The following is a 21343-nucleotide window of genomic DNA, read 5'->3' as shown; positions in this document are numbered from 1 at the left end:
GATGAAGGTTTTCCTACTCTCTTGTGTCGCCGCTGTGGTTGTCATGGTTGGCTCGCATTTCATCCTGCGCGATGCGGTGCCTCTGTCCTCGCAAGAGGCTTATACCGTGGGCAGCAGCGTGCGTGTTGGCGATGCAGATAGCGTCACAACCAAAATCGACTGACGCCAGTTCAAACCTATAAAAACAGGCGCGGCACCCATCGGTGCCGCGCCTGTTTTGCATTTAGCACCCGATCTATTTGCGGTATACCGACGTATACCGCCTTCCCGAACGCTAAGTTTTCCGTTAGGAGGAGTGCAATCGCAACGTGCCAACCGGAGACATCATGTCCAAGATTAAGGTAGCTAACCCGATCGTCGAACTCGACGGCGACGAAATGACCCGCATCATCTGGGATTTCATCAAGCAAAAGCTGATCCTGCCCTATCTGGACGTGGATCTGCTGTACTACGACCTGAGCATGGAAGAGCGTGATCGCACCGACGACCAGATCACCATCGACGCTGCCCACAAAATCGCCGAAGTCGGCGTTGGCGTGAAATGCGCGACCATCACCCCGGACGAGCAGCGCGTCGAAGAATTCGGCCTGAAGAAGATGTGGCGCAGCCCGAACGGCACGATCCGCAACATCCTTGGCGGCGTCATCTTCCGCGAGCCGATCATCTGCAAAAACGTGCCCCGCCTTGTACCCGGCTGGACCCAGCCGATCATCGTTGGCCGTCACGCCTTTGGTGACCAGTACAAAGCCACCGACTTCCGCTTTCCCGGCAAGGGCAAGCTGACGATCAAGTTCGTCGGCGACGACGGCCAGACGATTGAACACGAAGTGTTCGACGCACCCGCCGCCGGTGTCGCGATGGCGATGTACAACCTGGACGAATCGATCCGCGACTTCGCCCGCGCATCGATGAACTATGGCCTCAAGCGCGGCTATCCGGTGTACCTGTCGACCAAGAACACGATCCTCAAGGCCTATGACGGCCGCTTCAAGGACATCTTCCAAGAGATCTTTGACGCCGAGTTCGAGGACAAGTTCAAGGCCGCTGGCATCACTTACGAGCACCGCCTGATCGACGACATGGTCGCGGCCTCCATGAAGTGGTCCGGTGGCTACGTCTGGGCCTGCAAAAACTACGACGGCGACGTGCAGTCCGACACCGTGGCACAGGGCTTCGGCTCGCTTGGCCTGATGACGTCCCAGCTGATGACCCCCGATGGCAAAATCGTGGAAGCAGAAGCCGCCCACGGCACCGTGACCCGTCACTACCGTCAGCACCAGGCTGGCAAGGCGACGTCCACGAACTCTATCGCGTCGATCTTTGCATGGACCGGCGGCATCAAGCACCGCGCCAAGCTGGACGACAACGCACAGCTGATGGCCTTCGCCGAGACGCTGGAAAAAGTCGTCGTGGATACGGTCGAATCTGGCCAGATGACCAAAGACCTGGCCCTGCTGGTTGGCCCGGACCAAAAGTGGCTGACGACCGAAGGCTTCCTTGATGCCGTCGATCAGAACCTGCAAAAAGCGATGTAAGCTTAAATTACAGGCATGACCCACCGGTTATGCTGACGTGGCGGCCGTTCCTGATAGGAGCGGCCGTTTTCGTCTAGACAGGTCAACTTTGCTGTCCTATCGGCAAGACATGTCACCAGCCAACAAACACTCCCTCCTCGAAGATGCGCAAGGCATGGGCCTTGGCGTGTTCCTATGTGCCTTGGGTCTTGCGATCCTGACCTCTGCGGGGTTGATCACAGGCCAGACGGCGGGCGTCGCGGTGATCATCGCCTATCTGACCGGTTGGTCCTTTGGCGTTGTCTTCTTTGTCATCAACATCCCGTTTTATGTGCTGGCATGGTACCGGCTAGGCCGCGCCTTCACGATCAAATCGCTTATCTCGGTCACGGCGCTATCGGTCATGACGACCTTGATCCCCCGCGGCATGACGTTTGAAGTCCTGAACCCCGCCTTCGCCGCCGTCACCTTTGGCGCGATTACCGGACTGGGTCTGCTGGCGCTGTTTCGTCACAACGGCAGCCTTGGCGGCTTGGGCGTGGTCGCATTGCTGGTGCAGGACACGACCCGTTTCAAGGCGGGCTATGTGCAGCTGGCAGTCGACGCCGTGATCTTTACCGCAGCGTTGTTCCTGTTCCCCGCGACCATCGTGATGTGGTCACTGCTGGGCGCGGTTGTGCTGAACCTGATCATCACCTTCAACCACCGCCGCGACCGTTATATCGCGACCTGAACGCGGGTGTCAGACGCCCAGCGAACCCGGCCTTCTGGCCCACATAGGTGGCTTCGGAAACGGTTGCTTGGCGAACGGCTTGTTCAGCTTAAACCGGCGGACATTATCGCGGGAACACCGGCCTTCTCGACACCCTCGATTTTGGGCCGCATACAGATGCATCAGGCAAATGTTGCGAAGTGGATCGAAAATGACCGGCGAGACAAATTTGGACGAACTCGTTAGGTCCATGTCGGCCATCCTAGTTAAAGGCTTGTATGTTTTCGTGACCGCTCAGCACGATCAAAAGCTGGACGGCATTGAGCCGCGTATGACCTTCAGAGAAGCAGAAGGAACCACCTATATACTTCTAAAGTCCGAGGCAGAAACGCATGGGCTCTCTTACGAATTTCCATGCCGGATGATCACGCTCAATATTCATTCGTCCCTAGAGGCTGTCGGCTTTATGGCGCGCATTGCGACGGAACTTGCAAAGCATGACATGGGCGTAAATCCAGTTTCTGGCTACTTCCACGATCATCTCTTTGTGCCCGATGGACGTCAGGACGACGCTATGAAGGTGCTAAACGAAATGGCGAATACCTAGACCCTTAGCGTGATTGCCGGCCCTCCCGCGAACCAAACCCTCTGCTTTCTTAAGCCAAACGTCAGGTTCAGGGCTAACGACACAGACGTTTCGCGGCTTAGTCCTCGGCTTGGCGCTAATTGACAAGCCAAGCCCGCCGCGCGATGCCTAGCCGATGCCATATCATTACATCGCCCTGCTGATCGCCATCGTCGCTGAAACCATCGGCACCATGGCGCTGCAAGCTAGCCAGCAATTTACCAAGCCCCTGCCCGCCGTGATTACTGTCGTGTTCTATGGCGCGTCGTTCTATTTCATGGCGCAGGCGCTGCGGGTCATGCCCGTCGGCGTCGTCTATGCGATCTGGTCCGGCCTTGGCATCGTGCTGATCGCTGGTTTCGGTTTTGTGATCTTTGGCCAGCGCCTAGATGTGCCCGCGGTGATCGGACTTGGCCTGATTATCACAGGAATTGTGGTCATCCAGCTTTACTCCACCGCGTCACCGCACTAAGGGACTAGCCTTTGCTGCATATGCATTGTATTCGCGCGGCAACTCCGGACAAAGGCTGATATCATGGACATTCGCAATATTGCGATCATCGCGCACGTTGACCACGGCAAAACCACGTTGGTGGACGAGCTTCTGAAGCAATCGGGCGTTTACCGCGAAAACGAGGCGACGACCGAACGCGCCATGGACAGCAACGATATCGAGCGCGAGCGCGGTATCACCATTCTGGCCAAATGTACCTCGGTCGAGTGGAAAGGCACGCGCATCAACATCGTTGACACGCCCGGCCACGCCGACTTTGGCGGCGAAGTCGAACGCATCCTGTCGATGGTCGACGGCGTTGTGCTGTTGGTTGACGCGGCCGAAGGCCCGATGCCACAGACGAAATTCGTGCTCTCCAAGGCGCTGGCACTGGGCCTGAACCCCATCGTCGTCGTGAACAAAGTCGACAAGGCCGACGGCGAGCCTGATCAGGCTGTCGACAACGTGTTCGACCTGTTCGCTGCATTGGAAGCCAACGACCAACAGCTTGATTTCCCAGTGATGTTCGCCTCTGGCCGTGCTGGCTGGTGCGACAACGAACTGGACGGCCCACGCGAAAACCTTGACGCGCTGTTCGACATGGTCCTCAAGCACGTCCCGATGCCCGCCCAGATTTCCCGCCGCGAAGAGCCGTTCCAGATGCTGGCAACGACCCTGTCCGCTGACCCCTTCATCGGCCGCATCCTGACCGGCCGGGTCGAGGCTGGTACGCTGCGCGCAGGCGAAACCGTCAAGGCGCTGTCGCGCAATGGCACCAAGATCGAACAGTTCCGCGTGTCTAAGATCCTCGCGTTCCGTGGCCTATCCCAGACCGCGATTGACGTGGCAGAAGCTGGCGACATCGTCACGCTGGCCGGTATGACCAAGGCAACCGTGGCCGACACGATCTGCGATCTGTCCATCGACACCGCGATCCCTGCCCAGCCCATCGACCCGCCCACCATCACCGTGACCTTTGGCATCAACGATTCGCCACTGGCTGGTAAGGACGGCAAAAAAGTGCAGTCCCGCGTCATTCGTGACCGCCTGATGAAAGAGGCTGAAGTTAACGTCGCAATCAAAATCGCCGACACCGAAAAAGGCGACGCCTTCGAGGTCTCTGGCCGCGGCGAATTGCAGATGGGCGTTCTGATCGAGAACATGCGCCGCGAAGGTTTCGAGCTTTCGATCTCTCGCCCGCAGGTTATCTACAAAACCATCGATGGCGTCCGTATGGAGCCGATCGAGGAAGCGACAATCGACGTTGATGACGAGTACACCGGCGCCGTCGTCGAAAAGCTGACAGGCCCCCGCAAAGGTGAGCTGGTCGAGATGAAGCCAGCTGGCGCAGGCAAGACCCGCATCATCGCCCACGTCCCGTCCCGCGGCCTGATCGGCTACCACGGCGAATTCCTGACCGACACCCGCGGCTCTGGCATCCTGAACCGCTTGTTCCACGGCTGGGCCCCTTACAAGGGCAAGATCCAAGGCCGCCGTCAGGGCGTTCTGATCTCGATGGAAAATGGCACGTCGGTCGCCTTCGCTTTGTGGAAGCTGGAAGACCGCGGCAAGTTCTTCATCGGCGCACAGGAAGCTGTCTATCAGGGCATGATCATTGGCGAGCATTCGCGCGATAACGATCTGGAAGTGAACCCGCTCAAGGGCAAGCAGCTGACCAACGTCCGCGCCTCCGGCACAGACGAAGCGGTCCGCTTGACGACCCCCGTCACGATGTCGCTAGAGCAGGCCATCGCCTATATCGACGATGACGAGCTGGTCGAAGTCACACCAAACGCGATCCGCCTGCGTAAGCGCTACCTTGACCCGCACGAGCGTAAGCGGAACGCAAAGTCCGCCTAAACACATGAAAAGGCCCGCTCCAACATCGGAGCGGGCCTTTTTGTATTTAACGTCTTCTTCTGGTCAAAAATACCTCGGGGGGCGTCGCGCAGCGACGGGGGGCTGGCCCCCCTCTGACCGATATTATGTAAAAATACGTCGCCCTCAGCCCGCCGCGACCGTATCCCCGACCCGCAGTATTCCGCCCTGCACGACAGAGGCGTACCATCCGCCATGCCCGCGCACGGCGTTATAGCCGCCGGAACCAAAGGTTTCCTCCATCCGGCTGCACGGCGGACAGGGTCCTTCGATCAGCAAGGTAACCTCGCCGATCCGCACCGCACCCTTGCGCAGGGCGGCTAGGTTAATGCCTGAAATGACTAAATTACGCCGCAGGTCAGCGGCTGCAACATCATCGCGCCCGATCAAGGCAGCGATGACGGGCAAATGCTCTGCCTGTATCAGCGTCACCGCGCGCTTGCCGGGGCGGCCGTGATCGCCATCTAGGCCAGCCTCAGTCACTGCGGCGCGCAACGTGCTCTCGACGTCGCCCCGCCGTACGGCCCGCAGGCCGATCCAGTCTAGATGCCCCGCCTGCGCATGGCGGGACATCATAGCGCCAAGTGCGCCTTTCAAAGTTCTTCGATGATGCTCAATTCACGCTGCGCCGCGCCTTTGGCGTGACCCAGTGCTTCTTGGTAGGCATCAGAATAATAGCAATCATGCGCCGCCTGCATCGACGGAAACCGTGCGACGACATTACGCGGACGGACTGGCCCTTCCAGCGTCTCATAGGCCCCGCCACGCGCCAGAAAGACGCCGCCGTGGTCCGCAATCGCGCCCGTCGCGAGGGCAGCGTATTTCGCGTAGGAATCGTTATCCGTCACGGTGACGTGGGCCACCCAAAGCGCTGTTTTCATGCCAATTTCTCCATCACTGCACGTGCTGCCGCGATGGCAGCCTCTGCATTTTCAACCGAAGCACCGCCGCCCTGCGCCATATCGGCGCGGCCGCCGCCGCCTTTACCGCCCAGCTCTGCCACGGCGGCCCGCAGCAGGTCCACGGCGGACAAACGGTCCGTCAGATCCGGCGTCACGCCCGCCGCAACGGCCGCTTTGCCGCCCGCTTCGGCGATCAGCAGCACGGCGCCAGAGCCCATGCGCTGCTTCATATCGTCGATCAGCGCGGGCAGATCCTTGCCCGTGACGCCCTGCATCACCTGACCTTGAAACGCGATGCCATTGACCTGCTCGGCACTGGTATCCGCGCCGCCGCCGCCCATCGCCAAATCGCGGCGCAATTGCGCGACCTCGTTTGCCAGCGCTTTACGTTCATCCATCAGGCTGCGCACGCGGTCTGCGACCTCTGCTGCGGGCGCTTTCAGCGTCGCTGCCACTTGGCTCAGCACTGCATCCTGCGCGCGCAAATGGTCCAGCGCCGCCTGCCCGGTCAGCGCCTCGATCCGGCGCACACCGGCGCTAGAGGCACTGTCGCCCAGCACCACGAACGCGCCAATTTGGCCCAGCTGGCGCACATGGGTGCCGCCGCACAGTTCCAGCGAATAGGTCTGACCATCCGCGCCTTTGCCGCTGCCGGGCTTGCGCCCCATCGACACGACACGCACTTCGTCGCCGTATTTTTCACCAAACAAAGCCTGCGCCCCAAGGGCGCGGGCGTCGTCCGGGGTCATGATCCGCGTCTCGACCGGAGTGTTCTGCCGGATCATCGCATTGACCTCCAGCTCCACGCTGCGCAGATCATCGATCGACACCGCCGCGTTGTGGCTAAAGTCGAACCGCAACCGATCCGGTGCGTTCAGCGATCCACGCTGGGCAATGTGATCGCCAAGCGTCTCGCGCAGCGCCTCGTTCAGCAGGTGCGTCGCGGAATGGTTCGCCTGCACATCACCGCGGCGATCCGTATCGACCTGCAGCTGTGCGCCCTGCCCGGTGCTGATTTCACCCATCGTGACCTGCGCGATATGGATGAAGACTCCCGCCACCTTTTTGGTGTCGGTGATCTGCGCCATGCCGGTTTCCGTCTTGATCGTCCCAGCATCGCCAACCTGACCGCCGGACTCCGCATAGAACGGCGTCTGGTTCAGCACGATCTGCACCGCGCCTTTGGCGGTGGACGCGACTGCACCGTCCACGACAAGGGCCTGAATTTGACCTTCAGCCGTCAGGGTGTCGTAGCCTAGGAAATCGGTCAGGCCCTTGGATTCCGCCAGATCGAACCAGACGGAAGCATCGGCCGCCTCGCCCGTGCCGGACCAAGCTGCGCGCGCCTTTTGCTTTTGCTCGGCCATGGCGCTGTCGAACCCATCGGTGTTCACGCCGCGGCCCTGTTCGCGCAGGGCGTCCTGCGTCAGGTCCAGCGGGAAGCCATAGGTGTCATAGAGCTTAAACGCCGCCTCGCCGGGCAGGTTTTCACCGTCGCCAAGGCGCGAGACTTCGTCGTCCAGCAGCTTCAGACCCCGGTCAAGGGTCTGGCGGAAGCGGACTTCTTCGTTCTTCAGCGTCTCTTCGATCAGGGTGCGGGCTTGGCCAAGTTCCGGATAAGCCGCGCCCATTTCTTGCACCAGCGCAGGCACCAAACGGTGCATCAGCGGATCTTGCGCACCCAGCTGGTGGGCATGGCGCATGGCGCGGCGCATGATGCGGCGCAGCACATAGCCGCGACCGTCGTTGGACGGCATCACGCCGTCAGCGATCAGGAACGACGTCGCGCGCAAATGGTCGGCGATGACGCGGTGGTGCACTTTGCCGGGGCCGTCGGGATCGCTGCTGGTGGCATGGGCGGACGCCTCAATCAGGGACCGCATCAGGTCGGTGTCATAGTTATCGTGCTTGCCCTGCAGCAGTGCGCCGATCCGCTCTAGCCCCATGCCGGTGTCGATGGACTGCATATCAAGGGGGCGCATGGTGCCATCCTCGAACTGCTCGTTCTGCATGAACACAAGGTTCCAGATCTCGATAAACCGGTCGCCATCTTCCTCGGCAGAGCCCGGAGGGCCGCCCCAAATCTTGTCGCCGTGGTCGTAGAAAATCTCGGTGCAGGGGCCGCAAGGACCCGTCGGCCCCATCCGCCAAAAGTTGTCGTCAGTCGGGATGCGGATGATCCGGTCGTCACTGATGCCTGCGACCTTTTTCCAGATCGCCGCGGCCTCGTCATCGGTGTGGTAGACGGTGACCAGCAGCTTGTCCTTATTCAGGCCAAAATCCTTAGTCAGCAGTTCCCACGCAAAAGCGATGGCGTCGTCCTTGAAATAGTCGCCAAAGCTGAAATTGCCCAGCATTTCAAAGAAGGTATGGTGCCGCGCGGTATAACCGACGTTGTCCAGATCGTTGTGCTTGCCGCCGGCGCGCACGCATTTCTGCGCAGACGTCGCCCGGTTGTAATCGCGCGTTTCAACGCCCGTGAACAGGTTCTTAAACTGAACCATACCAGAGTTGGCGAACATCAAAGTCGGGTCGTTGCGCGGCACGAGCGGGCTAGAGGCGACGACCTCGTGCCCGTTGCGACCGTAGAAGTTCAGAAATGTCGAACGGATATCAGAAAGAGAGGTCATATCAGGGCCTTCAATGCGGTGGTTTGGGATGAAATAGACCCCTAGCGCCGCACCGTAAAGCGATAACGAAAAAGGGTGCAGCCTGCGCCGCACCCTTTCCCGGATATTGTCCGCGCATCGCTGCGCGTCAGGCGTTTCTGGTGTCGCCCCGCACCGTTCGAAGTGGCTTACATTTCAACCAGATCGTCGTCTGATCCAGAATCGTTATCCGACATCGCGAAGTCCAAGCCATGAGCCGCGCGAATTTTGTCTTCAATTTCGATCGCGGCTGCAGGGTTATCCTTCAGGAACTGCTTAGAGTTCTCGCGGCCCTGCCCCATACGCTCGTCGCCGTAGCTGAACCAAGCGCCGGACTTTTCCACGACGCCAGCTTTCACGCCCAGATCCAGCAGCTCGCCATTTTTGGAAATGCCTTCGCCATACATGATGTCGAATTCGACCTGCTTGAACGGCGGCGCGACTTTGTTCTTAACAACCTTCACGCGGGTCTGGTTGCCCACAACCTCGTCCCGGTCCTTGATCGAACCGATGCGGCGGATATCCAAACGCACGGAGGCATAGAACTTCAGCGCATTTCCGCCGGTCGTCGTCTCGGGCGAGCCGAACATGACGCCGATCTTCATCCGAATCTGGTTAATGAAGATCACCATACAGCCAGAGCGGTTGATCGAACCGGTCAGCTTGCGCATCGCTTGGGACATCAGGCGGGCGTGCACGCCAACGCTGCTATCGCCCATATCGCCTTCGATTTCCGACTTCGGTGTCAGGGCGGCGACAGAGTCGATCACCACCAAGCTGACCGCGCCAGAGCGGACCAGTGTGTCAACAATCTCAAGCGCTTGCTCGCCGGTGTCGGGCTGCGAAATCAGCAGCTCGTCCAGGTTGACGCCCAGCTTCTTCGCATAGGCCGGATCAAAGGCGTGTTCCGCATCAACAAAGGCGCAAACGCCGCCTTTTTTCTGCTCTTCCGCGATGGAATGCAGGGTCAGCGTCGTCTTACCCGATGATTCCGGACCATAAATTTCAATGATGCGGCCCTTGGGCAGGCCACCAATGCCAAGCGCGATATCGAGTCCAAGCGATCCAGTGCTGGTCGCTTCGATGTCGCGCATCTGGTTTTGGCCGCCAAGGGTCATGATGGACCCCTTGCCGAATTGACGTTCGATTTGCGCCAGCGCGCTTTCCAGCGCCTTTTGCTTGTCGGCGGTTTTCTTGTCAGTCATTTTCAGAAGTTCTGCCGTTGCCATGTCAGTCGCGTCCTTATGTCATGCCCGGTGGGGGGGCCGCAATCGCCGGTATGTGTTCTTGATCTGTTCTTAACGCTTTATATGAGACCAAAGCGAGAACATTTCAACTCATTTCTTAACCAAATTAAACCTGCACCCAGAGTGGTTAAAAATTTGTGCATGAATTAGGGTCTGCCCAAGAATAGCGAAACGGAGCCGCCATGCTGGTCTTTTGGAAAGAAAACTTGGTCTTTTTGGCCGTGCCAAAAACCGGCACCACCGCGATCGAGGGCGCGCTTGGCCCCAAGGCCGCGATGGTCCTGCGCGATCCGCCGACCATCAAGCATGCGCCAATTTACCGCTATCGCCGGTTTCTGAAACCGTTCTTTGTCCAGGCGGGTGGGCAAGAACCAGAAACGATGGCCGTCGTGCGTGATCCAATCGACTGGCTGGGCAGCTGGTATCGCTACCGCGCGCGCGCCGATCTGGACGGGCATCCGAACAGCACCAAAGACGTCAGCTTTGACGAATTCGTGCTGGAATACGTGAAGGGCAAGCCTGAGCCCTTTGCCAATGTCGGCAGTCAGGCAAAGTTTGTCTGCGACGGCGAGGGGCAGATCGCGGTCGATCACCTGTTCGCCTACGAGGACCAGGATCGCCTGATTGCGTTTTTAGAACAACGGCTTGACGTGACCTTGACCCTGCCTCGCCTCAATGTCTCGCCCCCGCGCGCAGCGGTGCTTAGCCCCGCGGTAGAGGCAAAGCTGCGCGACAAGCGGGCGGCGGAGTTTGAGGTTTGGCAGGCCGCGCGTCAGTCGTCCTGATCGTTTGGATCGTCCGGCAGCGGTCCTTTGAAACCGGTCGCGACGACGAACTTTTCCGAACTGTCAGACCGCGATGCAGGCGGTTTGACGTTCGACACTTTCTCGAATCGCGATTTCAGAAGCTTTTGCAAATTGCCTTCTGCCCCGCCCGCCAAAACCTTGGCGACAAAGGTGCCGCCCGGCGTCAGCACGTCGAAGGAAAAATAAGCCGCCGCTTCGCACAGCGCGATGATTTTCAAGTGGTCGGTCTGCTTGTGGCCCGACGCAGAGGCCGCCATGTCGGACATCACCACATCGGCTTGGCCATCCAGCCACGACATCACCAACTGGTCGGCACCGTCATCCAGAAAATCAAGCTGGTGAATTTCAGCGCCAGCAATCGGCTCGACCTCTTGCAGATCGACGCCCAGCACGCGGCCCACGGCCTTTGACGTCCGCTCGCCCAAGGCGTTCACGCGGCGCACCGCGACTTGGCACCAACCGCCGGGCGCACAGCCCAGATCGACGACGCGCGCGCCGGGGATAAGAAAGCGATATTTATCGTCCAGTTCCAAGATCTTGAACGCCGCCCGGCCGCGATAGCCTTCGATCTTGGCTTTCTTCACGTAGGGGTCGTTCAACTGCCGCTGCAGCCAACGCGTAGACGACAAAGAGCGGCCCCGCGCAGTCTTGACCTTGACCGTCAGATCCCGCTGTCCGCGGCCCGATGAATTTTTGCTGGGTGTCTTTGCCATGTTCGTTTCTTCTCAATTCCTACCGTTTGCCACCGGAAGACCTTTCACTTGAAACGTCTTCATCTGCGATTTTTCGCACGAAAAATCGGCCGGCTCTCAATACGGCGCGTCTTCTAGTACCCCATCTGCCGACATCTGGGCATAAAGCAACCCCTCGCGCAGGCCCCGGTCCGCCACAGACAGGCGATCCGTGGGCCAAAGCCGCATCAAAGCCTGCAAAATCGCAGCCCCTGACATGATTAAGGCCTGCCGGTCGCGCCCAATGCGCGGATCACTGCGCCGGCCCAACGGGCCAAGCGTCAGGTAATTGCGAATCACAGTGTCGATCTGGTCCGTCGTCATCCGCAGCCCGTCCACCTTGGTCCGGTCATACCGCTTCAGCCCCAGATGGGACGCCGCGACCGTCGTCACAGTGCCGCTGGTGCCGATGATCTGGAAATTCTCTCGCGCCTGCTCTGACCCATAGGGCGAAAAGTTCGCGAGGTTTTCTTCGAAGAACCAGCTCATCAGTGCAAAGCGCGCGGCGTCGTCTTCCACATCGGCGAACTGATCGCGCAAGGTGGCAACGCCAAGCGGCACGGAAATCCAGTCCACCACCTTGGCCGCGGCAAAGGGACCGGGGTCGGCGGTAAAGCCCGCATGCAGCCGCATAATCGCGCGGGGACGTTCGCGCGCGGGGACATGGCTGATGTCGATCCAAACCAGTTCGGTCGAGCCGCCGCCTATATCGACAACCAGCAGCTGTTCGGTCTTGGTGCTGACCAGCGGCGCGCAGGAAATGACGGCAAGGCGCGCCTCTTCCTCTGGCTTGATGATCTCGAGCTTCAGTCCCGTTTCGCGCCGCACTTGCGCCACGAAATTCGCGCCGTTGCGCGCACGGCGACACGCTTCGGTCGCCACAAGCCGCATATGCGTGACATTGTGACGTTCCAGTTTTTGCTTACAGATCCGCATCGCCGCAATCGTGCGGTTCATCGACGCGCGAGACAGCTTTCCAGTGCTCTCTAACCCCTGCCCCAATTGGACGGATTTAGAGAAGCTGTCGACCACATGAAACTGGCTGCCCTTCGGTTGGGCAATCAGCATGCGGCAAGAGTTGGTCCCCAGATCGAGGGCCGCATAAAGCGTGGCCGGATCAGGAGATTGTGGCGCGGGGGTATCGACCGCTTTCGGGTACGCGCCCGCACCAAAGGGACGCTTGGGCGCCATAGTCACGCCCTCCATTTCGAGTTGCCACCACGCTATGCTGTTGGACGCATACTGGCAAGCGAAGCCTTTGCGTCATGAGGTCGCCTCACCATCATCATGCGGGATATGAGGGTGCGCGGCGCTGGCATCGCGGCGGGCCTTGGGCGATACCCGTCGCGCAAGTGCTGCGTTATGTCGAAAACCGACCAAGCGCCGCGCCGCGCGATGCTAGAAGCGATGAAACGCCGCACCCTGCGGAACAAGGATAACGAAACAATGCCCGACGTCACGATTATCTATTGGCGCGATATGCCTGCTCAGGTCATGGTCGGCCGCGGGCGCAAGGCCAGCAAAATCCAACTGCCAGAACGGTTTGAGCAAGCCATCGACCGCGCTGCGATGAAATCCGGTGCCGCAGGCACAGACGAATACCTGTCAGGTATGCGCCGGGGCGACCCTTATGCGCTGGACGGTGAAGACGCCGCCGTGGCGCAGGCCGAAGCCGCGCGCCTTGATGCGGAATTCACGCCAGATCGCCTGCGTGCCTTGATCGAAAACGACGGCTGGACGTGACCCAGCCGCCACCCCCCTTGCCTCATCGCCTAAAGGAGACTGCCATGTCGCTAATGCCGTTCCTGCGTAAGAAACCCGCACCTAGCGCGGCACCGGATAGTCAGGTGGAGGCATTCCTGAAGGATTATTCGATCGAGGTGATGCCGCGCACAGCGGAAAAGATCGTCGATTTTCAATCGCTTCTGCCCGCAGGGACACGCGTTTACATCGCCCATATCGACGGCACACCGATTGACGACATGGTCGCGACGGCCAAGCGGCTGGCCAATGACGGCTACAACGTCATGCCGCACTTTCCGGCGCGCATCATCAAAGACCGCGCCACCCTGACTGACTGGATCGCCCGCTACCGCGGCGAGGCCGGCGTCGATCAGGCGCTGCTGCTGGCGGGCGGCGTCACCCTGCCCCACGGCGACTTTGAAAACTCTATGCAGCTGCTGGAAAGCGGCGCTTTTGCTGATTTCAAACGCCTGCATGTTGCTGGCCACCCCGAGGGGAACCGCGATATCGACCCCGACGGCTCTGACGCAAATGTGACCGACGCGCTGCGCTGGAAGCAGCGGTTCAGCGACACGACGGACGCGCAGATGGCGCTGGCGACTCAGTTCTGCTTTGAAGCGGACCCGATCATCGCTTGGGCTGATGCGCTCAAAGACGCCGGCATCACCTTGCCGATCCATATCGGCATCGCTGGCCCTGCCAAGCTACAAACCATGATCAAATTCGCCATGGCCTGCGGCGTTGGCCCATCCTTGCGCGTCTTGCAACGCCGCGCCATGGATGTGACCAAGCTGCTGCTGCCCTATAACCCGGACGAGGTCATCACGGCGCTTGCCGCCCACAAGGCCGCAAACCCCGATTTCAACGTGACCAACGTGCATTTCTTCCCGCTTGGCGGGATCAAGACCAACGCCCAATGGGCCATGGACAACGGTGGAGCCTCTGCCCGTCCGGCCAACCCGCAAAAGGACCCCGCATGACCCGTACAATCGTCGAATCCAAGACCAAGACCGCCATCATCGGCTTTGACCAGCCGTTCTGCGTCATCGGCGAACGCATCAACCCGACGGGGCGCAAGATTTTGGCCGCCGAGCTGGAGCAAGGCGATTATTCCCGGGTCGAGGCTGACGCCATCGCGCAGGTCGCCGCTGGGGCGACAATGCTGGACATCAACTCTGGCGCGGTTTTCACCAACAAAATGGCGACCGATCCGCGTTATGCCGACAATAACTTTGTCGAACCGATGCTGATGCCCGAACTGATCCGCCGCGTGCAGGCGATCGTCGACGTGCCGCTGTGCATAGACAGCTCTGTCCCCGGCGCGCTCGAGGCTGGCCTTGCCGCCTGCGAAGGGCGCCCGCTGCTGAATTCTGTCACCGGCGAAGAAGAGCGTCTGGAACTGGTGCTGCCGCTGGTCAAGAAATACAATGTGCCGGTCGTGGCGATTTCCAACGACGACACCGGTATTTCCGAAGACCCCGATGTCCGCTTTGCTGTCGCGAAAAAAATCGTCGAACGCGCCGCTGACTATGGCATCCCCGCCCATGATATCGTCGTTGACCCGCTGGTCATGCCGATTGGCGCAATGGGCACCGCTGGCCTGCAGGTTTTCACCCTCGTGCGCCGTCTGCGCGACGAACTGGGCGTGAACACGACCTGCGGCGCGTCCAACATCAGCTTTGGCCTGCCGAACCGCCACGGCATCAACAACGCGTTTTTGCCGATGGCGATGGCGACGGGCATGACCTCTGCCATTATGAACCCGGTCGCCCTGCCCGTCAGCCTAGCTAAGATCGAGGCGAAAAAGCTGGAACTGGCCGCCGCTGGTTTCATCGTGCCGGACGATATTGATCTGGAAATCTTTTGCCAACTGACCGGGCTTGGGTCGATGAAATCCCGCGCCGGATCGGAAATGGAAGCGATCCGCGCCGCGAACTTCCTGACCGATAACGACCCGTCGGGTGGTGAATGGATCCGCTTTAACCGCGCTGTCGTCGCCCCCGGCGAAGGCCGCGCGCGGACAGGCCGCCGCAAGCGGAATTAAGTCGGTCTTCACCTTGTCGTGCTCAGATGCGGGTCATGAATATCATGACCCGCACAACCCCGCCCTTGAATTGGCTGGACCAAATCTTTGCTGCGAAAGCGGTCCAATCCGGCGGCGTCATCCGACGCAGATCGGACTGGATTACGCGCGAAATTGGCCGCGACAGGTTCGAGGCAGAGGTGCGAAGGCGCGGTTTCCACCTGATCGAAACCGGTCCCCACTTGATTGTCATCTGCCATTCCGGCGGAATTCGGCTGCTGTTCTAGCCAAATTTTCGCCGAAAATTTGGACTCTCCGATTTTTCGACGAAAAATCGGCTAGCGCGCATCTGTGCGATCCAGCGCCATGCAGGCCTGCCACGGCCCCAAATACAGCCAGCCGTCTTCGTTAATCGTGGCGCTGCCCAGCTCTTGCCCCACTGACCGCCAGTCGCCATCCGGCATGTGAAAACTGCTGGGGCTGTCCGAGACGTTGAAGACGCAGAACAGCTTTTGCCCTTCGGTTTCCCGCGTGAAATAGATCACATCGCCGTCCGCTTTCAGCCCATCATGGCTGCCCACACGCAGGGCAGGATGATTGTGCCGGAACGCGATTGCCTTGCGGTAATGGTGCAAGATGGCGCTTGGGTCGTGTTCCTGCTTGTCAACGGCAAGGCTGCGGTGCGCCTCTGCAATTGGCAACCACGTGCGCGGCGCATTCGAAAAGCCGGCGTTTTGCGCGTCGGCGTCCCAGACCATCGGTGTGCGGCAGCCGTCGCGGCCTTTGAACTCTGGCCAGAATTCGATGCCGTAAGGGTCCTGCAAGTCCTCAAACCGCACCTCTGCCTCTGGCAGGCCCAACTCTTCGCCTTGGTAAATGCAGACCGACCCACGCAGCGCCATGATCAACGTAATGAACATGCGCTGCGCCCCGGTGGACAACTGCCAGCGGCTGACATGGCGCACCACGTCGTGGTTGGAAAACGCCCAGCACGCCCAGCCATCGCCGGCGACGCGGTCCACGTCCTCCATCACCTCGACGATGCGGGCGGCGGTCGGCTGGGTGTTGGCCAGAAACTCGAAGGCATAGCACATGTGCATCAGATCGTCGCCGCGCGTATACTCGCCCAAAATCTCGAGCCCGCGCTGCGCATCGCCAACCTCGCCCACGGCAGCGGCACCGTAAGGCTTCATCTCGGCCCGTAATTTACGCAGGAAATCAAGGTTTTCTGGCCGGTTCTTATCGTAGATATGCAGCTGGTGGTTATAGGGGTTCACCGCCGGGGCGATGTTCGCGTTGCGCTGATCCTTGGGCAGCGGTGGGTTGTCCCGCAGTTCGGAATCGCAGGTGTAAAAGTTGATCGTATCTAGCCGGAAGCCGTCGACGCCCCGGTGCAGCCAGAACTGCGCGACCTCGAGCAAGGCGTTCTGCACCGCTTCGGAGTGGAAGTTCAAATCAGGCTGGCTGGTCAGAAAGTTGTGCTGGTAATACTGCTCGCGCCGCGGCGACCACTGCCAGCCGCTCCCGCCAAAGATTGACAGCCAGTTATTCGGCGGCGTGCCGTCCGGCTTGGGATCGGCCCAAACGTACCAGTCCGCTTTGTCGTTCGTGCGGTCCTGCACACTTTGCTGGAACCACGGATGCTGGTCGCTGGTATGGCTGAGCACCAGATCGATCAGCACACGAATGCCAAAGCGGTGTGCCGTATCGATTACCGCATCGAAATCGGCCAGCGTGCCAAACATCGGGTCCACGTCGCAATAATCGCTGACGTCGTAGCCGAAGTCCTTCATCGGGGATGTAAAGAACGGCGAAATCCAGATCGCATCCACGCCAAGCGACGCGATATAGGGAATGCGCCCCACAATCCCCAGCAAATCGCCGATCCCGTCGCCGTTACTGTCCTGATAGCTGCGCGGATAGATCTGATAGATCACGGCCCCCCGCCACCAGTCGGGGTTCGCCACATTGTCGATCCTATGTCCGGTCATCATCACTATCCTTGTCTGGCTATGTCTTTTGCTAGCAACGCGCATGTTTAAACGCAACAAGCCACACGCGCCCGGCCTTGTCATTCGCGATAGCCTGCGTAAAAGTTACCGCTAACAGGAGGAGCCGCCATGAAACTGTCCCGGTCCGATTTCCCAGCAGGTTTTCTGTTCGGGGCCGCCACCGCTGCCTACCAGATCGAAGGGTCATCTTTCGGCGGCGCAGGTTCGACCCATTGGGACACCTTCGCCAAAGGCCCGGGCAATGTCGTGCGCGCAGAAGACGGCGCAATCGCCTGCGACCATTACCACCGCATGGACGCCGATCTGGACCTGCTCAAAGACGCAGGCATGGACGCCTACCGCTTTTCCACCAGCTGGGCGCGGGTGCTGCCCGAAGGGCGCGGCCAAGTGAACCAAGAGGGCCTCGATTTCTATGACCGCTTGGTCGATGGCTGCCTTGATCGCGGATTAAAGCCGTTCCAAACGCTGTATCACTGGGAAATGCCATCTGCTTTGGCGGACTTGGGCGGCTGGACCAACCCCGATGTCGCCGACTGGATGGCGGACTACGCCGAGGTGATCACCAACCGCATCGGCGACCGGGTCCATTCCATCGCGACCATCAATGAAAGCTGGTGCGTCGCCTACCTGTCCCATTTTCTGGGCCACCATGCCCCCGGCCTGCGCGACATCCGCGCCGCCGCCCGCGCCATGCATCATGTGAATAAGGCTCACGGCCGCACCATGACCCGCCTGCGCGACCTAGGCATGAAAAATTGCGGCATCGTCCTGAACTTCGAGGCGACAGAGGCGGCCACAGACAGCGCCGCCGACACCCGCGCCGCCGCCACGCAGGACGCCACCCATAACCGCTGGTTCATCGAGGCAATCACCAAGGGCACCTACCCCGCAGAGGCGCTGGTAGGGTTCGGCCCCCACCTGCCGCAAGGCTGGCAAGACGACATGGCCGAGATCAGCCAGCCGATCGATTTTCTAGGCGTTAATTACTACACCCGCGGCCTTGTTGCCGCTGATCCGGACGCGACCTGGCCCGCGACCAAACCCGTCACCGGCCCGCTGAGTAAAACCCAGATGGGCTGGGAGGTTTATCCCGAAGGTCTGCAACGCACCCTGACCCGCATGGCCCGCGACTATGTCGGCGATCTGCCGATGTTTGTCACCGAAAACGGCATGGCGTGGCCAGACGAGGTGGGCACCGACGACGATGTGCGCATTGATTTTATCGACCGCCATATGCAAGCCATGCAGGCCGCGATCACCAGCGGCGCAAACTTGCAGGGCTTTTTCTATTGGTCGCTGCTCGACAACTATGAATGGGCCTTCGGTTACGAAAAACGCTTTGGTCTGGTGCATGTCGACTTCGACACGCTGGACCGCACGCCCAAAGCCTCTTATCACGCGCTGAAGTCCGCCATTGCCCCGCGAAAGAACGATGTATGACCTTGCCTGCTGCTAACTCCTATAATCTGGTCGCCGATATTGGCGGCACGAATACCCGGATCGCATTGGCCGAAGGCCGCACCGTGCTGGCCGACACAGTGCGCCGCTATCAGAACGTCGATTTTCCCGGACTTGAAAGCGTGATCCGCCAGTACGAGGCGGACTCCGGCGGTCTGGCTCCCTACGCCGCTTGCGTCGCGGTCGCGGGTCCGGTGCGCGACGGTCAAGCATCGATGACCAATCTGGATTGGGTGATCGACAAAGACACGCTGGCGCGCGCAACCCGGTCACATACTGTGGCGATTTTGAATGATTTGCAGGCGCAGGGCCATGCGCTGGGGTTTTTGGCACCGCAGAACGTCCTGCCGATCCTGACCGGCCCCGAAGGTAACGAACACGCCGCCAAGCTGGTGATCGGCGTCGGCACCGGATTTAACGCGGCCCCCGTGTTTGACACCGAACATGGCCGCCTCGTCACCCCTTCGGAAAGCGGCCACGCCAACCTGCCAATCCGCACCGAACAAGAGCTGCGTTTGTGCCAATACGTGTCCAATGCGCATGGCTTTCCGGCGGTCGAGGACGTGCTGTCCGGCCGCGGGCTAGAGCGGGTTTATGCCTTCTTGGGTCAAGAGGCCGGCGATCCGCGTGAAGAGCGGGCGCATATGATCATGGCCGCCCTCGCCGATGGCCGCGATCCGCGCGCCGTTGAAGCAGCCCAGATTTTCACCCGCATTTTGGGCACGGTTGCTGGCAACCTGTCGCTCATTCAACTGCCGTTCGGCGGTGTTTACCTTGTCGGCGGCGTCGCACGCGCCTTTGCCCCCTACCTGACCCAGTTCGGCTTTGGTGAAGCGTTCCGTGATAAGGGCCGGTTTGCCGGGTTTATGGGCAATTTCGCGGTCTCTGTGATCGAAGACGATTACGCCGCCCTGACCGGATCTGCCGCGCATTTGGTGTCGCTGGCGAACGCGGAAACTTAAATCAAGTCCGGCCAAGTCAAAGACTGGTTTTGAAGCCTGCACCTTCCGCCTGATAGCAGGCGGAAGGTGCAGGCTTTCGCGCAGAAATTTGGGCCTGAACGGCTAACTGTTAGGCCAGCTGTTCCTGCACCGTCGATGTCAGCTCGTTCAAAGAGAATGGCTTCGGCAAGAACACCGCATCCGGTATCCGTGCGCTTTCGTCAGAGAACGCGTCTTCGGAATACCCCGACACAAAAACAACCTTGGTGGCTGGACGCTCGATCAGCGCTTCTCTGACCCAGGTTGGACCATCTTTGCCGGGCATGATCACATCGGTCACAAAGATATCGACCTTCAGCTCTGGGTCAGCAAGCATCTCTAGCGCGCCTTCGGCACAATCCGCTTCCAGCACGGTATATCCGCGCAGACGCAGGGCGCGGGATGCAAAGGCACGCACCGGGGCCTCGTCCTCGACCAGCAGCACAACGCCATCACCTTGGCGCACCACTGTTGCGTGCTGCGGCGGCGGGATCAGCGATTTGTCGGCGACGGGCAGCGAATGACTTGGGAATAACAATTCAAATTCCGTGCTAACCCCCACCTCTGAATGCGCAAAGATATAGCCGCCAGTCTGCTTCACGATGCCATAAACCGTCGACAGCCCAAGTCCAGTTCCCTCTCCCGGGCGTTTGGTCGTCCAGAACGGCTCGAATATCTTGTCCAGACGATCGGCCGGAATACCGCAACCTTCGTCGATGACCCGCACGCAGACATATTCGCCCGCAGGCACGGTGACCCGGTCGCGGATCAGGGGCATGTCCAACACGCGATTATTGGTCTTGATCCCAATTTCGCCGCCCGACGGCATGGCATCGCGGGCATTGACGACAAGGTTCATCATGACCTGTTCCAACTGCCGCTTATCTGCCTTGATCGCGGCCAAATCAGGGTCGTGGTCCAGAATAAGTGTTACTTTTTCGCCAACAAGCCGGTTCAGAAGATGGGTCAGATCGGACAGCGTATCGCGCAGATCGATCCGCTCTGGTTGTAAGTTTTGCTTGCGCGAAAATGCCAAAAGCTGCCCCACAAGGCTTGCCGCGCGGTTCGCGTTTTGATGGATCTGGATCAAATCGCCATAGTCGTGATCGCCCTGATCGTGGCGCAGCAGCAGCAGGTCGCAGTGCCCTGAAATCGCAGTGAGCAGATTATTGAAATCATGCGCAACGCCGCCCGCTAACTGACCAATGGCCTGCATTTTCTGGCTTTGCACGAACTGCGCCTCTAAGAGTCTGATTCAAAACTAACTGCACCTTCTCAATCCCTTGCGAGATGCCGTGTGACGCGTCTGATGTGTGCGATGAGGATCCAAGCCTCTGCGCTTGCGATGGATTTTTCCCAATCTTTCGATAGGCGGCGACATCGGTTCAGCCAGGCGAAGGTGCGCTCGACGACCCACCGTCGCGGCAGCACTTCAAAGCCCTCCGCGGTGTCAGAGCGTTTGACGATCTGGACGGTCCATCGGCCGAGGGCCTTTAGCGCGTCCCGCAGTTTGGGCCCTGCATACCCGCCATCCGCAAATACATGTCGCAATGATGGATAGCGCGAGGCGA

General features: G+C 59.9%; 21 protein-coding genes and 1 pseudogene. 13 read left to right on the top strand and 9 right to left on the bottom strand.

What is annotated here, in order from left to right; genetic code table 11:
* Position 1: 1 nt before the first annotated feature.
* From BM131_RS20180 to typA, 6 genes are all read left to right on the top strand, one after another.
* The gene (locus BM131_RS20180) at positions 2 to 163 is read left to right on the top strand and encodes a hypothetical protein (protein ID WP_175499119.1); all 162 of its coding nucleotides are present in this window, start codon (positions 2 to 4) and stop codon (positions 161 to 163) included.
* Between the two features lie 163 nt (positions 164 to 326).
* Positions 327 to 1535 (top strand): NADP-dependent isocitrate dehydrogenase, encoded by a 1209-nt coding sequence (locus BM131_RS01610; RefSeq protein ID WP_090184702.1) that lies wholly within the window; start codon positions 327 to 329, stop codon positions 1533 to 1535.
* Positions 1536 to 1644: 109 nt separating this feature from the next.
* The gene (locus BM131_RS01605) at positions 1645 to 2247 is read left to right on the top strand and encodes a YitT family protein (protein WP_090185323.1); all 603 of its coding nucleotides are present in this window, start codon (positions 1645 to 1647) and stop codon (positions 2245 to 2247) included.
* Positions 2248 to 2437: 190 nt separating this feature from the next.
* The gene (locus BM131_RS01600) at positions 2438 to 2833 is read left to right on the top strand and encodes an ACT domain-containing protein (protein ID WP_090184699.1); all 396 of its coding nucleotides are present in this window, start codon (positions 2438 to 2440) and stop codon (positions 2831 to 2833) included.
* 154 nt (positions 2834 to 2987) lie between these two features.
* Positions 2988 to 3323 carry a DMT family transporter gene (locus BM131_RS01595; protein WP_090184696.1) on the top strand — a complete coding sequence of 112 codons (336 nt, stop codon included), beginning with the start codon at positions 2988 to 2990 and terminating at the stop codon, positions 3321 to 3323.
* Positions 3324 to 3386: 63 nt separating this feature from the next.
* Positions 3387 to 5204, top strand: coding sequence for a translational GTPase TypA (gene typA, locus BM131_RS01590; RefSeq protein ID WP_090184693.1), 1818 nt, complete (start codon positions 3387 to 3389; stop codon positions 5202 to 5204).
* A 144-nt stretch (positions 5205 to 5348) separates the two neighbouring features.
* On the opposite strand, the gene BM131_RS01585 is transcribed toward typA, so the two are convergent.
* From BM131_RS01585 to recA, 4 genes are all read right to left on the bottom strand, one after another.
* Complete coding sequence (locus BM131_RS01585) at positions 5349 to 5798, bottom strand: MOSC domain-containing protein (protein ID WP_090184689.1); 450 nt, start codon at positions 5796 to 5798, stop codon at positions 5349 to 5351.
* Between the two features lie 17 nt (positions 5799 to 5815).
* Positions 5816 to 6103, bottom strand: coding sequence for a DUF1330 domain-containing protein (locus BM131_RS01580; RefSeq protein WP_090184686.1), 288 nt, complete (start codon positions 6101 to 6103; stop codon positions 5816 to 5818).
* Complete coding sequence (gene alaS, locus BM131_RS01575; RefSeq protein ID WP_090184683.1) at positions 6100 to 8754, bottom strand: alanine--tRNA ligase; 2655 nt, start codon at positions 8752 to 8754, stop codon at positions 6100 to 6102. Before alaS ends, BM131_RS01580 begins: the two co-directional genes overlap by 4 nt.
* 167 nt (positions 8755 to 8921) lie before the next feature.
* On the bottom strand, positions 8922 to 10001 hold the full coding sequence (recA, locus tag BM131_RS01570) for a recombinase RecA (protein WP_090184680.1): 1080 nt from the start codon (positions 9999 to 10001) through the stop codon (positions 8922 to 8924).
* Between the two features lie 200 nt (positions 10002 to 10201).
* On the opposite strand from recA, the gene BM131_RS01565 reads away from it, so the two are divergent.
* Entirely contained in the window at positions 10202 to 10804 is a 603-nt protein-coding gene (locus BM131_RS01565) for a sulfotransferase family protein (protein WP_090184677.1), read from the top strand.
* Here the strand turns inward: BM131_RS01565 and BM131_RS01560 are convergent.
* Both BM131_RS01560 and BM131_RS01555 read right to left on the bottom strand, forming a co-directional pair.
* A complete protein-coding gene (locus BM131_RS01560; protein ID WP_090184674.1) occupies positions 10792 to 11538 on the bottom strand; it encodes an RlmE family RNA methyltransferase in 747 nt (248 codons plus the stop codon). The genes BM131_RS01565 and BM131_RS01560 overlap by 13 nt on opposite strands.
* A gap of 96 nt (positions 11539 to 11634) precedes the next feature.
* Positions 11635 to 12747: a Ppx/GppA phosphatase family protein gene (locus BM131_RS01555; protein WP_090184672.1), complete on the bottom strand. Its 1113-nt coding sequence runs from the start codon at positions 12745 to 12747 to the stop codon at positions 11635 to 11637.
* A 255-nt stretch (positions 12748 to 13002) separates the two neighbouring features.
* Between BM131_RS01555 and BM131_RS01550 the strand changes: the two genes are divergently transcribed.
* The 4 genes from BM131_RS01550 to BM131_RS01535 are packed head-to-tail and all read left to right on the top strand — an operon-like array spanning position 13003 to position 15609.
* Positions 13003 to 13299 (top strand): virulence factor, encoded by a 297-nt coding sequence (locus tag BM131_RS01550; RefSeq protein WP_090185320.1) that lies wholly within the window; start codon positions 13003 to 13005, stop codon positions 13297 to 13299.
* A gap of 44 nt (positions 13300 to 13343) precedes the next feature.
* Positions 13344 to 14279, top strand: coding sequence for a methylenetetrahydrofolate reductase (locus tag BM131_RS01545; protein WP_090184669.1), 936 nt, complete (start codon positions 13344 to 13346; stop codon positions 14277 to 14279).
* The gene (locus tag BM131_RS01540; protein ID WP_090184667.1) at positions 14276 to 15343 is read left to right on the top strand and encodes a methyltetrahydrofolate cobalamin methyltransferase; all 1068 of its coding nucleotides are present in this window, start codon (positions 14276 to 14278) and stop codon (positions 15341 to 15343) included. Before BM131_RS01545 ends, BM131_RS01540 begins: the two co-directional genes overlap by 4 nt.
* Before the next feature lie 44 nt (positions 15344 to 15387).
* On the top strand, positions 15388 to 15609 hold the full coding sequence (locus BM131_RS01535; protein WP_245754103.1) for an N-(5'-phosphoribosyl)anthranilate isomerase: 222 nt from the start codon (positions 15388 to 15390) through the stop codon (positions 15607 to 15609).
* Between the two features lie 51 nt (positions 15610 to 15660).
* On the opposite strand, the gene BM131_RS01530 is transcribed toward BM131_RS01535, so the two are convergent.
* Entirely contained in the window at positions 15661 to 17316 is a 1656-nt protein-coding gene (locus BM131_RS01530; RefSeq protein WP_392337315.1) for an alpha-glucosidase, read from the bottom strand.
* 126 nt (positions 17317 to 17442) lie between these two features.
* Between BM131_RS01530 and BM131_RS01525 the strand changes: the two genes are divergently transcribed.
* Together BM131_RS01525 and BM131_RS01520 are read left to right on the top strand one after the other, a co-directional pair.
* Complete coding sequence (locus tag BM131_RS01525; RefSeq protein WP_090184664.1) at positions 17443 to 18774, top strand: GH1 family beta-glucosidase; 1332 nt, start codon at positions 17443 to 17445, stop codon at positions 18772 to 18774.
* Positions 18771 to 19754 (top strand): glucokinase, encoded by a 984-nt coding sequence (locus BM131_RS01520; RefSeq protein WP_090184661.1) that lies wholly within the window; start codon positions 18771 to 18773, stop codon positions 19752 to 19754. Before BM131_RS01525 ends, BM131_RS01520 begins: the two co-directional genes overlap by 4 nt.
* Positions 19755 to 19863: 109 nt before the next feature.
* Here the strand turns inward: BM131_RS01520 and BM131_RS01515 are convergent.
* Together BM131_RS01515 and BM131_RS01510 are read right to left on the bottom strand one after the other, a co-directional pair.
* Positions 19864 to 21027: pseudogene (locus BM131_RS01515) on the bottom strand (ATP-binding protein); the annotation flags it as partial.
* A gap of 20 nt (positions 21028 to 21047) precedes the next feature.
* Positions 21048 to 21343, bottom strand: a 296-nt coding sequence (locus BM131_RS01510; RefSeq protein ID WP_139222573.1) for a transposase, incomplete at its 5' end; no start/stop codon positions are given.

Source organism: Loktanella salsilacus (assembly GCF_900114485.1).
In the GTDB taxonomy this organism is placed as follows: Bacteria; Pseudomonadota; Alphaproteobacteria; order Rhodobacterales; family Rhodobacteraceae; genus Loktanella; species Loktanella salsilacus.
This window is presented reverse-complemented; position numbering and strand designations above follow the sequence as displayed.

What these genes read in the sequence shown, in the direction of transcription:
- BM131_RS20180 (WP_175499119.1), top strand. Translation starts at nt 2, where the DNA reads ATGAAGGTTTTCCTACTCTCTTGTGTCGCCGCTGTGGTTGTCATGGTT.
- BM131_RS01610 (WP_090184702.1), top strand. Translation starts at nt 327, where the DNA reads ATGTCCAAGATTAAGGTAGCTAACCCGATCGTCGAACTCGACGGCGAC.
- BM131_RS01605 (WP_090185323.1), top strand. Translation starts at nt 1,645, where the DNA reads ATGTCACCAGCCAACAAACACTCCCTCCTCGAAGATGCGCAAGGCATG.
- BM131_RS01600 (WP_090184699.1), top strand. Translation starts at nt 2,438, where the DNA reads ATGACCGGCGAGACAAATTTGGACGAACTCGTTAGGTCCATGTCGGCC.
- BM131_RS01595 (WP_090184696.1), top strand. Translation starts at nt 2,988, where the DNA reads ATGCCATATCATTACATCGCCCTGCTGATCGCCATCGTCGCTGAAACC.
- typA (WP_090184693.1), top strand. Translation starts at nt 3,387, where the DNA reads ATGGACATTCGCAATATTGCGATCATCGCGCACGTTGACCACGGCAAA.
- BM131_RS01585 (WP_090184689.1), bottom strand. Translation starts at nt 5,798, where the DNA reads ATGATGTCCCGCCATGCGCAGGCGGGGCATCTAGACTGGATCGGCCTG.
- BM131_RS01580 (WP_090184686.1), bottom strand. Translation starts at nt 6,103, where the DNA reads ATGAAAACAGCGCTTTGGGTGGCCCACGTCACCGTGACGGATAACGAT.
- alaS (WP_090184683.1), bottom strand. Translation starts at nt 8,754, where the DNA reads ATGACCTCTCTTTCTGATATCCGTTCGACATTTCTGAACTTCTACGGT.
- recA (WP_090184680.1), bottom strand. Translation starts at nt 10,001, where the DNA reads ATGGCAACGGCAGAACTTCTGAAAATGACTGACAAGAAAACCGCCGAC.
- BM131_RS01565 (WP_090184677.1), top strand. Translation starts at nt 10,202, where the DNA reads ATGCTGGTCTTTTGGAAAGAAAACTTGGTCTTTTTGGCCGTGCCAAAA.
- BM131_RS01560 (WP_090184674.1), bottom strand. Translation starts at nt 11,538, where the DNA reads ATGGCAAAGACACCCAGCAAAAATTCATCGGGCCGCGGACAGCGGGAT.
- BM131_RS01555 (WP_090184672.1), bottom strand. Translation starts at nt 12,747, where the DNA reads ATGGCGCCCAAGCGTCCCTTTGGTGCGGGCGCGTACCCGAAAGCGGTC.
- BM131_RS01550 (WP_090185320.1), top strand. Translation starts at nt 13,003, where the DNA reads ATGCCCGACGTCACGATTATCTATTGGCGCGATATGCCTGCTCAGGTC.
- BM131_RS01545 (WP_090184669.1), top strand. Translation starts at nt 13,344, where the DNA reads ATGTCGCTAATGCCGTTCCTGCGTAAGAAACCCGCACCTAGCGCGGCA.
- BM131_RS01540 (WP_090184667.1), top strand. Translation starts at nt 14,276, where the DNA reads ATGACCCGTACAATCGTCGAATCCAAGACCAAGACCGCCATCATCGGC.
- BM131_RS01535 (WP_245754103.1), top strand. Translation starts at nt 15,388, where the DNA reads ATGACCCGCACAACCCCGCCCTTGAATTGGCTGGACCAAATCTTTGCT.
- BM131_RS01530 (WP_392337315.1), bottom strand. Translation starts at nt 17,316, where the DNA reads ATGATGACCGGACATAGGATCGACAATGTGGCGAACCCCGACTGGTGG.
- BM131_RS01525 (WP_090184664.1), top strand. Translation starts at nt 17,443, where the DNA reads ATGAAACTGTCCCGGTCCGATTTCCCAGCAGGTTTTCTGTTCGGGGCC.
- BM131_RS01520 (WP_090184661.1), top strand. Translation starts at nt 18,771, where the DNA reads ATGACCTTGCCTGCTGCTAACTCCTATAATCTGGTCGCCGATATTGGC.